11 protein-coding genes are annotated in these 13,035 nt (G+C 73.6%); 4 read left to right on the top strand and 7 right to left on the bottom strand.

The window, feature by feature from the left end; genetic code table 11:
- Window positions 1–28: 28 nt before the first annotated feature.
- The 4 genes from BKA22_RS01495 to BKA22_RS01480 all read right to left on the bottom strand — a co-directional run bounded on the left by BKA22_RS01495 (window position 29) and on the right by BKA22_RS01480 (window position 5,232).
- Window positions 29–1,138, bottom strand: coding sequence for a DegT/DnrJ/EryC1/StrS family aminotransferase (locus BKA22_RS01495; protein WP_146951125.1), 1,110 nt, complete (start codon window positions 1,136–1,138; stop codon window positions 29–31).
- Window positions 1,135–1,752, bottom strand: coding sequence for a NeuD/PglB/VioB family sugar acetyltransferase (locus tag BKA22_RS01490; protein ID WP_179561590.1), 618 nt, complete (start codon window positions 1,750–1,752; stop codon window positions 1,135–1,137). The genes BKA22_RS01495 and BKA22_RS01490 overlap by 4 nt, the downstream gene beginning before the upstream one ends.
- An 87-nt stretch (window positions 1,753–1,839) precedes the next feature.
- Window positions 1,840–4,185 (bottom strand): glycosyltransferase, encoded by a 2,346-nt coding sequence (locus tag BKA22_RS01485; RefSeq protein ID WP_146951123.1) that lies wholly within the window; start codon window positions 4,183–4,185, stop codon window positions 1,840–1,842.
- Window positions 4,186–4,260: 75 nt separating this feature from the next.
- A complete protein-coding gene (locus BKA22_RS01480) occupies window positions 4,261–5,232 on the bottom strand; it encodes a glycosyltransferase family 2 protein (protein ID WP_146951122.1) in 972 nt (323 codons plus the stop codon).
- A 22-nt stretch (window positions 5,233–5,254) separates the two neighbouring features.
- Between BKA22_RS01480 and BKA22_RS01475 the strand changes: the two genes are divergently transcribed.
- Window positions 5,255–6,367 (top strand): glycosyltransferase family 4 protein, encoded by a 1,113-nt coding sequence (locus BKA22_RS01475; protein ID WP_223203378.1) that lies wholly within the window; start codon window positions 5,255–5,257, stop codon window positions 6,365–6,367.
- A gap of 22 nt (window positions 6,368–6,389) precedes the next feature.
- Here BKA22_RS01475 and BKA22_RS01470 read toward each other — a convergent pair whose 3' ends face one another.
- Window positions 6,390–7,958: a DUF2142 domain-containing protein gene (locus tag BKA22_RS01470; protein ID WP_146951121.1), complete on the bottom strand. Its 1,569-nt coding sequence runs from the start codon at window positions 7,956–7,958 to the stop codon at window positions 6,390–6,392.
- A 217-nt stretch (window positions 7,959–8,175) separates the two neighbouring features.
- Between BKA22_RS01470 and BKA22_RS01465 the strand changes: the two genes are divergently transcribed.
- On the top strand, window positions 8,176–9,294 hold the full coding sequence (locus BKA22_RS01465) for a glycosyltransferase family 4 protein (RefSeq protein WP_146951120.1): 1,119 nt from the start codon (window positions 8,176–8,178) through the stop codon (window positions 9,292–9,294).
- Between the two features lie 25 nt (window positions 9,295–9,319).
- Here BKA22_RS01465 and BKA22_RS01460 read toward each other — a convergent pair whose 3' ends face one another.
- Window positions 9,320–9,937, bottom strand: coding sequence for a dTDP-4-dehydrorhamnose 3,5-epimerase family protein (locus tag BKA22_RS01460; RefSeq protein WP_146951119.1), 618 nt, complete (start codon window positions 9,935–9,937; stop codon window positions 9,320–9,322).
- Between the two features lie 99 nt (window positions 9,938–10,036).
- Between BKA22_RS01460 and rfbD the strand changes: the two genes are divergently transcribed.
- Window positions 10,037–10,879, top strand: a complete 843-nt coding sequence (gene rfbD, locus BKA22_RS01455; protein WP_146951118.1) for a dTDP-4-dehydrorhamnose reductase — start codon at window positions 10,037–10,039, stop codon at window positions 10,877–10,879.
- A gap of 9 nt (window positions 10,880–10,888) precedes the next feature.
- On the opposite strand, the gene rfbA is transcribed toward rfbD, so the two are convergent.
- Window positions 10,889–11,752, bottom strand: coding sequence for a glucose-1-phosphate thymidylyltransferase RfbA (gene rfbA / locus BKA22_RS01450; RefSeq protein WP_146951117.1), 864 nt, complete (start codon window positions 11,750–11,752; stop codon window positions 10,889–10,891).
- Window positions 11,753–11,832: 80 nt separating this feature from the next.
- Between rfbA and manA the strand changes: the two genes are divergently transcribed.
- Window positions 11,833–13,023, top strand: coding sequence for a mannose-6-phosphate isomerase, class I (gene manA, locus BKA22_RS01445; RefSeq protein WP_146951116.1), 1,191 nt, complete (start codon window positions 11,833–11,835; stop codon window positions 13,021–13,023).
- The last annotated feature ends 12 nt before the right edge of the window (window positions 13,024–13,035 follow it).

The following is a 13,035-nucleotide window of genomic DNA, read 5'->3' as shown; positions in this document are numbered from 1 at the left end:
ACCTCGTGGCTGTCGGGCGGGGTGGACGTCAGGCGCGCAGCTGGGCCACGCGCGCGACGAGCGCGTCCGTGACGGTCCGGACGTCCTCGTCGCTGAGCAGCGTGTGCGTCGGCAGCGAGATCCCCTCCGCACCGACCTGCTCCGCCACCGGGAAGTGCAGCGCCGGGGTCGACTCGTACGGCGGCATGAGGTGCAAGGGGTAGAACACCGGGCGCGTCTCGATCCCGTCCTCGGCGAGGAGGTCGATGAGCCGGTTGCGCTGGTCGCTCGTGAAGCCGGTGATCTGCACCGTGTACAGCCAGTCCACGCGCTGGGCGTTCGGTCGCTCCACGGGCAGTGCGATGCCTTCGGCGCCCGCGAGCAGGTCCGTGTACAGCCTGGCGATCTGCGTGCGGCGCGCCAGCAGGGCGTCGATGCGTTCGATCTGGGCGACACCGATGGCTGCGGCGACGTTCGTCATCCGGTAGTTGAAGCCGACGACCGGGAACCAGTAGCGGCGCTGCGGGTCCATGCCCTGCCCGCGCAGCAGGCGCAGGCGAGCGGCCATCTCGTCGTCGTCCGTCGTGACGGCGCCGCCCTCACCCGTGGTGACGATCTTGTTGCCGAAGAAGCTGAACACACCGAGGTGGCCGATCGAGCCGACCGGACGCCCGTCGATCCTCGACGCGTGGGCCTCGGCCGCGTCCTCGATCACCGTGAGGCCGTGCCGCTGCGCGACCTCCATGATCGGGCTCATGTCCGCCGGGTGCCCGTACAGGTGCACGGGCACGACGACCTTCGTCCGCTCGGTGATCCGGTGCTCGATGTCGGCCGGGTCGATGTTCATCGTGTCGGCGACGACGTCGGCGAAGACAGGCGTGGCGCCGCAGTAGCGCACGGCGTTCGCCGTGGCGATGTACGTCAGGGCAGGCACGATGACCTCGTCGCCCGGTCCGACCCCTGCGGCGACCAGCGCGAGGTGGAGCGCGGTCGTGCCGTTGTTCGTCGCGACGGCATGACGCGTTCCGGCGACCTTGGCGAACGCGTCCTCGAACTCCGAGATGAACCGCCCTGCCGAGGAGATCCACGTGGACTCCAGGCACTGCGCGACGTTCTGCGACTCGTTGCCGGACAGGTCCGGGCTCGCGATAGGGATCAAGACCTCAACTCCTGTGCAGGTACTCCGACGACTGTGCTCCCGGCGGGAACGTCCTTCAGCACGACGGCCCCGGCGCCGACGACGGCGCCGGCACCGATCGAGACGCCCGGGACGACGCTCGCGCCGATCCCGATCATGGCACCGTCGCCGACGTGGACCGTGCCGGCCAGGTGGACGCCCGGAGCGATGTGGACGAAGTCCCCCACGACGCAGTCGTGGTCCACGCTCGCGGCGGTGTTCACGATCGAGCCGGCACCGAGGACGACGTTGGCGCCGACGACCGCTTTGTGCAGCACGATCGTACCCGCCCCGACACGGGCGGTGGCCCCGACCTGGGCGCTGGGGGCGATGACGGTCGTCATGACCAGACCGGCGTCCAGGCACCTCGAGGTCAGCTCGCGTCGCACGCGGTTGGAGCCGAGGGCGACGAACGCGTGCGACGTGCCGTCCTGCACGAGGTGCTCCAGGTCGGAGTCGTCGCCGAGGTAGGGCACGCCCAGGGCGTCCGCCGGGTCCGGGCCCACGCAGCCGACCGGGGTCCCTGCCGCAGGGTTCCACGCGTCGAGGCAGGCCCGCGCGTGCCCGCCGTTCCCGACGATGACGACACGGCTCACGTGGTCGAGGCTCCCTGCGTCGTGGACTCGCCGGCGGCGGGTGATTCGGGGCAGAGCGTAGCCGATGGCGCCGGCGTCGGGTCCGACTCAGCGACCCAGACGCAGGCGGGCACGGCGGGCGATCGAGCTCACGGCGGGGAGCGTGGCGGCGACCCGTCGGCGCGCGCGCAGGGCGTCCAGGCGTGCGGCCACACGCTCGCCCGCGGCCTGGGGCGAGTGCAGGCGTGCGATGTCGGCCGCCGCGCGGTGCCCCCGTGCGACGGCTTCCGCCGGGTCGTCGAGGACCCGGCGGATGAGCGCTGCCGCCGCGTCGAGGTCGGGCTCGGCCCACCGTCCACCGGCCGGGTACGGTGCCGCGTCGGCAGGGATCGTTCCTGGGGTCCACGGGACGAGGTAGCTGTTCTCGTGGGACATGAACTGGAGGTTCCCGCTGTACCCCGTCGCGATCACGGGCTTGCCCCACGCCATCGCCTCGGCCATCGTCAGGCCGAGGCCCTCGGACCGGTGCAGCGAGACGTACACGTCGCAGGCCGCGACGAGCGAGTCCCTGTCGTCGGGGCTCAGGAAGTCCTCGAGGAGCAGGACGTCAGGTCGGTCGGCCACCGCGAGGCGCAGCCGCTCGGCATCGGCGGGCCGCTGCTCCGCGTTGATCGACTTGAGCACGAGCGTCGGGCCCGAGCCCGGGGGCACGGCGCGCGAGAACGCGTCCAGCACGCCGATCGGGTTCTTCCGCTCCAGCGTGCTCAGGTGGTCGAACGAGAACAGCAGGAGCGGCCCGTCGGGCAGGTGGAGGTCGGCGCGGCTCCTCGTCGGCAGGGCTCGACGCTGTGGCAGCGGGGGTGTGACGGTCACCACGGGCACGGGGGAGCGAGGGGCGATCGCGTCCCGGACGAAGTCGGTCGCGACCCAGACCTCGTCGACCGACGCGAAGCCCCCGTGCTGCGACACCGGGAAGTCCTCCACCTCCCAGTACCACATCCCGATGCGGTACGTCCGGTCGAGGACGGCTGCGCACTCGGCCGCCACCGCGGGCGTGAGGTCCGCGTTCACGCAGAGCACGCTCGTGTCGAACCGGCGCGTCGAGACCGCAGCGCCGGTGACCCCGGGTGTGCGCAGGACGCTCACCATGTGGCGGTCGACCGACACCGTGGCGTACGGCACCCCGGCCGCCTCGAGCCCCTCCGTCAGGAGCCGGGCCGACTCGCCGATCCCGAGGCCGCCGCGCAGGAAGCCCAGCACCGTGACCCCGGGGACCGGTCGCCCGGACGGAGGGGCCACGAGCGAGGGGCGTGCGGCGTCGAGCGCCGACCGCACGAGCGGCTCCGGCTGCCCGTCGGCGACCGCGTGCGCGGCCACCCACGCGAGGTAGCCGGGAGTGTCGGCACCCGGGACTGCGGGGAACGCGGCGACGAGGTCAGGTCGGACGCTCCGAAGGGAGCTCAGGTACCGGCCGAGGCCGTCTGCCGAGCTCGGCGACGTCAACCAGTCGAGGAGTGCACGGGCCTGGGCGGGGTCGAACGGGTCGGGTGCGTCCTGCGCGTCGAGCGCCCGGCGCAGGGCCTCGTCGAGCAGGAGCCCGTCCGCGGTGTGCCGCAGGCTCCAGGCGGCCTCGGGTCCGGTCTCCTCGAGGCGGGCCTGGCGGGCGCCCACCGCACCGGTCAGCGCTGCGAGCACCGCGTGGTCGCTCAGCCGCGCCCTGGGTGCCGGTGGCAGCGACGGGTCGAGCAGCCAGGGCGCGCTCGGGGAGATCGACGAGAGGTCGACGACGTGCACGGCCTCGCCGTCGAGGAGGAGCGGGTCGGGGCCGGTCACCCGGCTCTGCGGACCCACTGACCACGCGGAGAGGACGACGAGCTCGGTCGCGACTGCTCCGGGCAGCCTCGCGGCCGCCGCGTCCGCCCAGCGGGCCTGGACGCCGGTGGTCGCGGCCGACGCCCAGTCGGCGAGGGCGTCCGTCGCGTCGCCGCGCACGGCCACGATCGCCGTGCTGTACGAGCCCCGCTCGGCCAGGTCCACCTGATCGGGGTGGGTGCCGTCGGCCGGTAGCGGTGCGCGGCACCGGGCCGCGAGGCCGATGCCGTGCACGCCGGCGGCGGCGAGCAGCGGGGTCGGGATCGCCCGCAGCAGGACGCCGGGCCGGGCGGACACCAGGACGGTGCCGGGCGGCAGGCTCGCCGCAAGGGCACGGACCGCCCGCGGGCGCAGCGCCTCGAGCGTCTCGTCCGGCTCGGACCGGGCCGCCAGCCGATGGACCTCGGAGAGCGTGAGGTCGCCGAACGGCAGCGTGAGCACCCGCTCGGGTCCCGCGGCGGTGTAGGTGCCGTCGACGTCGAGCACGTGGACCGAGGCGCCGGGGTCGAGCTCGAGGGCGCTGTCGACCGTGGTGCGGGCCTGGGCTGCGGTGTGCCGCGCGCTGACGACGACGAGATGCATCGGACGCCGTTCTTGGGGGTCGGGGCAGGACGGGTGCCAGGGTACTGGCAGGTCGAGGGCGTTCTGCGACCGGTCCTAGGCGGAGGCGTGGATGCCCACGGCGCGGGCGCGGGTGACGCCGGCGCCCTTCCACAGGGTCCGACGCTCGCGCAACGTTCTCGGCAGCCTCCGCAGGTGCGCGGCGATGCCGCGGGCGCGTGCACGGGTCGACGCGGCGCCGGCACCCTGGCGAGCAGCTGCAGCCAGGAGGCCCGCCCCTTGGCGGGCCGAGGAGCGCAGCACCATGCCGAGAGGTCCGTGCCGGGTGACGACGATGAGCGAGTTGCGCGTGTTGTAGTAGCGGAAGAGAGGGCTGTCGACGCCGCTGCTGGCCGCGTGGTCGTGCTCGGCGACCGCGCCCGCCTCGTACCGGACGGTCCAGCCGGCGGCGCGCATCCGCCACGACAGGTCGGTGTCCTCGTAGTAGAGGAACAGCTCGGGATCGAACCCGCCGACGTCGGCGAGCGCCTCGCGGCGTAGCAGGGCGGCCCCGCCGCAGAAGCCGAACACGTCGGGCTCGGTGGACTCGGTACCCAGGGGCGCGAGCCAGTCGCGGTCGGTGCCGGCACCGTCGGGGGTCAGCACGTTCCCGGTGGAGTTGACCGTCGTGGGGGACGAGCCGTCCGCCGGGGCGAGGAGGATCTTGGCGGTCACGGCCGCGACCCGCTCGTTCCCGGGAGCGTCCAGGACCGCGAGCAGGCGCTCGACGGCGTCGGGTGCGAACCGTGCGTCGTTGTTCAGGAGGACGACGTGCCCCTCCGCGCCCGCCATGCCGAGCGCGGCCCCGCCGGCGAACCCGAGGTTGCGCTCAGCGCTCACCACTCTCACCCAGGGGTACCGGTCGGCAAGGAGCCCGGTCGTGCCGTCCTCCGACGCGTTGTCCACGACGACGACCTCCATGCGCCCGCGGGTCGTCTGCGCCTCGAGCGAATCGAGGCAGCGAGGCAGGAGGTGTGCCCCGTTCCAGGTCACGACGACGGCACGCAGCGTGGTGGACGGGTGGGGCACGGCGCGAGTCTAGGCTTCCGGGGTGCATCCCGTGCGAGTCGCCCTGACCGTCGAGCAGTGCTGGCAGCCGGTACCCGGGGGATCAGGGTCCTACGTCGTGGAGCTCTCGCGCGCGCTCGCGGCGGTCCCTCAGGCCGAGGTCGTGGGGCTCGCCGCCCGACACCGTGCAGGGCCCCCGGCGGACGTGACGCCGACGGGGCCGGTGCGGTTCGCCGCCCTTCCCCGGCAGGCGTTGTACGAGTCGTGGAACAGGCTCCGGTTGCCACGGGCGGAGTCGGTCACGGGCGACGTCGACGTGGTGCACGCGACGACCTGGGCCGTCCCGGGCAGCCGCGCGCCCCTCGTCGTCACCGTGCACGACCTCGCGTTCCTGCGCGAGCCGGACCACTTCACGGCCCGGGGCAACGCGTTCTTCCGCCGCGCCCTGCGGGTCGTCGAGGACGAGGCTGTCCGCGTCGTCGTGCCGTCGGCCGCCACACGGGACGACTGCGTGGCCCACGGGATCGAAGCCGAACGGGTGCGCGTGGTGCCGCACGGCGTCCACGCCGACCCGGGCGCCGCGCAGCGCGTCGATCGGTGGCGTCGACATCACGGCGTCCGTCGCCCCTACCTGCTGTGGTGCGGGACCCTCGAGCCCCGCAAGAACGTCGCCCGTCTGGTCCGCGCGTACGCGCAGGCATGCGCGTCGGACGGGCTCGACCACGACCTCGTGCTCGTGGGCCCCGCCGGCTGGGGGGACGGGGCGAGCCAGGTGCGCGAGGCGCTGCGCGGGCTGCCGGCCGACTCGGTGCACATGCTCGGGCGGCTCGGGTCGGCGGATCTGCAGGCGGCGTACGCCGGTGCGTCCGCGTTCGTGTTCCCCTCGCTGTGGGAGGGGTTCGGCCTCCCGGTCCTGGAGGCGATGGCGCACGGTGTCCCGGTCGTCACGTCGAAGGGGACGTCGATGGCCGAGCTGGTGGGCCAGGACGGCGTGCTGGTCGACCCGACCGACGTCGAGGAGCTGGCGTCCGGGCTCGTCCACGCGGTCGGTTCGGACGCGGGTCCGCGGCTGCGGGCCGCCTCCGAGCGGTACACGTGGTCGGCGTCGGCGCAGGGGCACCTCGAGGTCTACCGCGAGGCGCTCGGCACGTCCTGAGCGGCGGCCGCGGTCCGCGAGCTCAGGGCGAGACGTCCGCTGCTGTGGCCTGTGCCGTCGCCGGCCGTTCGGTGGTCCCGGCGCCTGTGCCTGTGGCGGTGCCGGCGCGGAGCACCAGCACCGTCCCTACGGCGAGGGCGAGGACCTGGACAGCCAGGAGCAGCAGGATCGGCACCGGCGGGCTCCACGCGCCGTCGAGCACGTCGCGCCAGGAGCCCGTCGCGCCGACGGTGTACCGGCGCAGGTTGGTGGCGAACCCGACGAGCTGCCCGACGGCGAGCCACGGGACGATCGTGCGCAGCAGGCGCGGACCCGCCTCGTCGGGCAGCGACGAGCGTGCGTCCCGGGCCACGAACCCCGCGACGGCGAGGACTCCCACCGTCAGCGGGAGCGAGTACCGCGCCGTCCAGATGTACCCGACGCTGCGGGCCTGCCAGGCGTGCACGAGCACCGGGATGCCGATCGCGACCACGAGCACCAGCGGCACGGCGAACCGGTCCTGCCGGCGGGCGAGAGCCAGCGCCAGGAGGGGGAGCACCCCGATGAGCGCGCACAGGACGACCACGGCCAGCACGGGCATGGACGTGTCGAGCCAGCCGAAACGTCCGATCGACACGACGAGGAAGTCGCCGGTGTCGGTGAGCGTCCGCAGGGCCGTCGAGAGGAAGCCGAGCTCGGGGTGATCGGCACCGCCGGCCTCGAGCGTCCCGGCCGAGGCGGTCCATCCGAGAGAGAGCGCCGTCCCCACGACCGTCAGGCCGAGCCACGGCCAGCTCCGACGGTCCCGGAGCACCCGGAGCACGCCGGACCACGGGCCGACGGCGGCGACGGTCAGGGCGATGAGCCCGACGTAGAACGGCGAGGTGCCACGGGAGTTCGCGAGCAGGACCGCCACGACGGCGATCCCGGCGGCCCGAGACCCCAGACGGGCGGGGTCGGGGTCGCGGACGAGCGCGAGCAGGCTGACCCAGAGGGTGAGCGCGGCGCAGATCTCCAGGGCGGAGGGATTCACGGTCGACGTGAGGTAGACGACCATCGGGGTGAGGGCTGCCGTCACCCCGAGCAGCAGCCACGAACGCCGGGCGAGCCCGGCGACCTCACGGAACCCCCAGGCGAGTACTGCGGCGCACATGCCGGCGCTCACGAGCCGCATGAGGTAGAGCACGCTCTCGCCGGGAGGCAGCAGGGTGGGCAGGCCGACGACCGCGTAGTAGACGGGGTTGTTCCGCACCATCCAGGTCGTGGACTCGACCTCGTCGTCGGCGGCGTCGCCCTCGGGCAGGGGTGTCACGCAGTCGGGCGTCGCCTCGGGCTGGAACGCGAAGCAGATGGGGTAGGTCATGGTCGCCCGGTAGAAGTCCGGGACGACGACCAGCCCGGAGCCCGGGTTGTCCGCGCTCGACCGGCCGCCCAGCTCGCCGCGGACCACGGCGGCTGCCTTGACGACGTGCGCGTTCTCGTCGGGGCCGGAGAGCACCGGGCTCGCCACCGCCCAGGTCGCGGCGAGCACCCACAGGACTGCGAACGCGCCCCAGAACGCGCGACGACGGGCCTGCCGGAGGCTGTCCTCGGCTGTGGGGGAGTGCGGCATCGTCGATCCTGGTCCTCGTCACGGGCGGGCACGGCCGTCGAGACCCTACCGCGCGACGTCCCGGTCCACGGCCGTCCCCGTCCCGAAGGCGCAGGCCTGCCCTGACCTCAGACGATGCCGTCCTCGCGCGGCCCGGCGCGCCCGTCGCCCGCCGTAGGATCGGCGTCGGCCTCGCACAGCACGGACAGCCGTGGACCGAGAACGACAGGAGCCGTCCATGAAGGTGCTCGTCGACGCCACCGCGGTGCCGGCCGACCGTGGAGGCGTCGGACGCTACGTCGACGCCGTCCTCCCGGCGCTCGCGCGGCTCGACGTCGAGCTGGTCGTCGTCGCGCAGGCGCGCGATCGGGGACTGCTCGAGGAGCTCCTCCCGTCGGGGCGGGTCGTGGCCGCGCCGACGCGGATCGCTCGCCGCCCCGCACGGCTGCTGTGGGAGCAGGTCGGTCTGCCCCGGCTGGCCCGAGCCGAGGGCGTCGACGTCCTGCTGAGTCCGCACTACACGATGCCGTGGCGGGCCGGGGTTCCCGTGGTCGTCACGCTGCACGACGCGACGTTCTTCTCCCACCCCCACCTGCACTCGTCCGTCAAGGCCCGCTTCTTCCGGGTGGCGATCCGCCGCGCGGTGCGGCGCGCGGCGGCCGTGGTGGTGCCCTCCAGGGCCACGGCCGACGAGGTCGCCCGCTTCACCGGCGCCTCGCCCGACGTGTTCCACGTCGCGCATCACGGGGTCGACACGGCCCTCTTCCACCCCGTGGACGACACCGAGCGGGCGCGGGTGCGCGCGACCCTCGGTGTGGAGGGCGGGTACGTCGCGTTCCTCGGGACCCTCGAGCCCCGCAAGAACGTCCCGGCCCTGGTGCGCGGCTGGGTGCGTGCCGTGTCCGATCGCGTGGACCCGCCTGCTCTCGTGCTCGCCGGCGGGCGTGGGTGGGACACCGAGGTCGACGGCGCGCTGGCGGAGGTCCCGGCCCACCTCGACGCACGGCGCGTGGGCTACCTGCCGTTCGCTGACCTTCCGGGGTTCCTGTCGGGGGCCGACCTGGTCGCCTACCCGAGCCTCGGCGAGGGCTTCGGTCTGCCGGTGCTGGAGGCGATGGCCTGCGGTGCGGCCGTCCTGACGAGCCGGGAGCTCTCGCTTCCGGAGGTCGGCGGCGACGCCGTCGCGTACACGGGGACAGGGCAGGACGAGATTGCACAGGCTCTCGGGGCCCTCCTGGAGGACCCCGAGAGCCGTCGGCGACTGGCGCGGGCGGGCGTGGCCCGTGCGGCCACCTTCACCTGGGATGCGGCCGCTCGGGTGCACCTGGCCGCGCTCGAGGCGGCCGTGCTCGGCTGACACGCCCTGCCAGGAGGCCACCGGCTCAGGGGCGCAGGCTCTCCACGAACGCGCTGACCTCGTCGTACTGCGGCAGCAGCCCGGCGGTGCGCGCCTCGGCGAGGCTGGGTGCGGCGAGGTCCTTCTCCGACAGCAGCGCGGTGAGCGGACGGCCCGCGCGGTCGACCGTGGGCCACACGATGCCCAGATCGGTGTCGAGGGGGTGCACGCCGTGCTCGCGTCCGGGCGCGTAGCCCTCGCTGCACATGTAGAGGACGGTCGAGTCGTCCTCGAGCGAGAGGAACGCGTGCCCCAGGCCCTCCGACAAGTAGATGGCACGGCGGTCGGTGTCATCGAGGAGCACGGAGTCCCAGGTCCCGAAGGTCGGCGAGCCGACGCGTAGGTCGACGACCACGTCGAGCACGGCCCCACGAGCGCACGTCACGTACTTGGCCTGGCCCGGGGGCACGTCGGCGTAGTGCACGCCGCGCAGGACGCCGGCCGCCGAGACGGACAGGTTCGCCTGAGCGAGCGAGAATCGGTGGCCCGCGGCGGTGGCGAACGGGCCGGCCTGGAAGTACTCGAGGAACACGCCCCGCGGGTCGCCGTGCTGGACGGGCGTGATCTCCCACGCGCCGGGGACGGCGAGCTCTCGGTACGTCATCGGTGTCGTCTCCTCGGGTGCGTGCTGTCGGCGTGCGGTCGGACTCTATGCTCTCCGATCGTGGGGTGCGGTCGAGCGCCCCCGGTCCCTGGAGGTGCCATGCGCTGGTTGGTCGTCGGAGCGAGCGGGATGCTCGGTCGGGACCTGACGGAGCTGCTCGCCCGTCGCGGGCACCTCGTCGTCGGGGTGGATCGCGACGAGCTCGACATCACCGACCCGGTTGCCGTCGGCCTCCACGTCCGGGACGTGGACGTGGTCGCGAACTGTGCCGCATGGACGGCGGTCGACGCGGCCGAGGAGCGCGAGCCGGACGCGTTCGCGGTGAACGCGCTCGGCGCGGCCTACCTCGCGGCCGCGGCGACCAAGGTCGGTGCGCGTCTGGTCCAGGTGTCGACCGACTACGTGTTCGGCGGCGACGCCACCACGCCCTACGCCGAGGACGACGCACCGGCCCCGCGCTCGGCGTACGGCCGCACCAAGCTGGCCGGCGAGTGGGCCGTGGCGGGCTCCGACCACCTGGTCGTCCGCACGGCCTGGCTGTACGGGCGGCACGGTTCGTGCTTCCCCCGGACGATCGCCCGGGTCGCGGCGGAGCGTGGTGCACTCGACGTGGTTGCCGACCAGGTGGGTCAGCCGACCTGGACGGGAGACCTGGCCGACCTCGTGGAGAGGCTCGTCGTCGCAGCCGCTCCCGCCGGGGTCTACCACGGCACGTCGAGCGGCAGCGGGACGTGGTGGGAGTTCGCCCGCGAGGTCGTCGCGACGGCAGGCCTGGACCCGCAGATCGTCCGCCCGACCACGAGCGAGGCCTCCACCCGAGCCGCCGTGCGGCCCTCCTACTCGGTCCTCGGTCACGACGCGCTCGTGCGGGCGGGCGTCGACCCCATCGGGGACTGGCGGGAGCGGTGGTCGACCGCCGGGTCGCTCGTCCTGGCAGGGTGACGCCGCGGCTCACTCCGCGAGCAGCCCCAGCAGGTAGCTGCCGTAACCGGACTTGACGAGCGCCTCGCCACGCTCGCGGAGCGCGTCGTCGGACAGGAAGCCCCGGCGCCACGCCACCTCCTCGGGCGAGCCGACCTTGAGGCCCTGACGGCTCTCGATGGTCCGGACGAAGTCGGACGCCTCGAGCAGCGAGTCGAACGTGCCGGTGTCGAGCCACGCGGTGCCTCGCGGCAGGACCTCGACCTGCAGACGTCCCTGCTTGAGGTAGGTCCTGTTCACGTCGGTGATCTCGTACTCGCCGCGCGCCGACGGGGCCAGGTCGCGTGCGATGGCGACCACGTCGTTGTCGTAGAAGTACAGGCCCGGGACGGCGTAGCTCGACCGTGGCCGGGCGGGCTTCTCCTCGAGCGACAGGGCCTTGCCGTCCGCGTCGAACTCGACGACGCCGTACGCGCTCGGGTCCGCGACGCGGTACGCGAAGACCGCGCCGCCGTCGATGTCCTCGAACCTCTGCAGGCGCGAGCCGAGGCCGGGGCCGTAGAAGATGTTGTCGCCGAGCACGAGCGCGCAGCGCTCGTCGCCGATGAAACCGGCCCCGAGGACGAAGGCCTGGGCGAGGCCGTTCGGCTCGGCCTGGACGGTGTAGCTGATCGAGATGCCGAACTGCGAGCCGTCCCCGAGGAGCCTTTCGAACTGTGCGGCGTCGTGCGGCGTCGTGATGACCAGCACATCGCGGATGCCCGCGAGGATCAGCGTCGACAACGGGTAGTAGATCATCGGCTTGTCGTACACCGGGACGAGCTGCTTGCTGACGCCGAGGGTGATCGGGTGCAGCCGGGTGCCGGATCCACCGGCCAGGATGATGCCGCGCATGGGCACACATCATGCTGCATCGGCACCCTTGGGCGCGCCCGGTACCATGCTCGGACCATCGGGACGACAGGGGGCGGGACGTGCTCAGGATCAGCCACGCGACACAGGCGTACGCGTGGGGGTCGCCAACGGCGATCCACGAGCTGCTCGGCGTCCACGACCCCGGGGTCGTGGCGGAGGCGTGGCTCGGGGCGCACTCCTCGGCCCCGTCGCTGACGCTCGAGGGCGGGGTCGCGCTGCACGACCTGATCGCGGCGGACAGCGTCGACTCCCTGGGTGAGGACGTCGTCGCGCGGTTCGGTGCCTCGTTGCCGTACCTGCTCAAGGTGATCGCAGCCGAGCGACCGTTGTCGCTGCAGGTCCATCCGCACATCGCACGCGCCGGCGAGGGTTTCGACGCGGAGGAAGCCGCCGGGGTCCCGATCGAGGCGCCCCACCGCAACTACAGGGACCGCAACCACAAGCCGGAGCTGGTCTTCGCGCTCACGTCGTTCGAGGCGCTCTGCGGGTTCCGGGCCCCACGCCGGGCCGCGGAGCTGCTCGCGACGCTGGACGCCCCGCTGGCCAAGGAGCTGCACGGCATCCTCACCGCCCGCCCGACCTCCGCGGGGATCCGGGAGGCGTTCACGCAGCTGCTCGAGCCCGCCACGCGCCCCTCGCCCGACGAGGTGCACGAGATCGCGGCGGCGTGCCGCAGCCGCCTCGAGACCGGCTCGCCCTCGCCTCGCGCCGACCGGACGGTCGTCACGCTCGACGAGGCCTACCCGGGCGATCCCGGTGTGGTCACCTCGCTGCTGCTGAACCCCGTGAGCCTGCAGCCGGGGGAGGCCCTGTTCGTGCCCGCCGGCGGCGTCCACGCCTACCTGCAGGGTGTGGGCATCGAGGTGATGGCCAGCTCGGACAACGTGCTGCGCGCCGGACTGACCCCGAAGCACGTCGACGTGCCCGAGCTGCTGCGCAACGTCGACTACGTCGCAGCGCCGCCGATCCGGATCGCGCCGGAGACGTTCCACGGGGCGACCCGGGTCTTCTACGCCCCGGTCGACGACTTCGAGCTGTCTGTCACCGACATCGACGACGACGCCGTGCACCTGCTGCCGGGTCGCGGGCCGCGGGTGCTGCTGTGCCTCGAGGGGCGGATGACCCTGAGCGCCTCCTCCACGGACGACGTGCTGACCCTGGACCGGGGCGAGGCGGCCTTCGTCCCCGCGCGCGACGGCGGGCTCGCCGTTCGTGGGGCCGGCCGACTCGTCCAGGCGGACGTGCCCTGAGCCGGACCGGCC

Origin of the sequence: Cellulomonas soli (genome assembly GCF_013409305.1) — a bacterium.
Classification (GTDB): domain Bacteria; phylum Actinomycetota; class Actinomycetes; order Actinomycetales; family Cellulomonadaceae; genus Cellulomonas; species Cellulomonas soli.
Note: the sequence above shows the minus strand (reverse complement) of the source record. Positions and strands in the feature narration are given on the sequence as shown.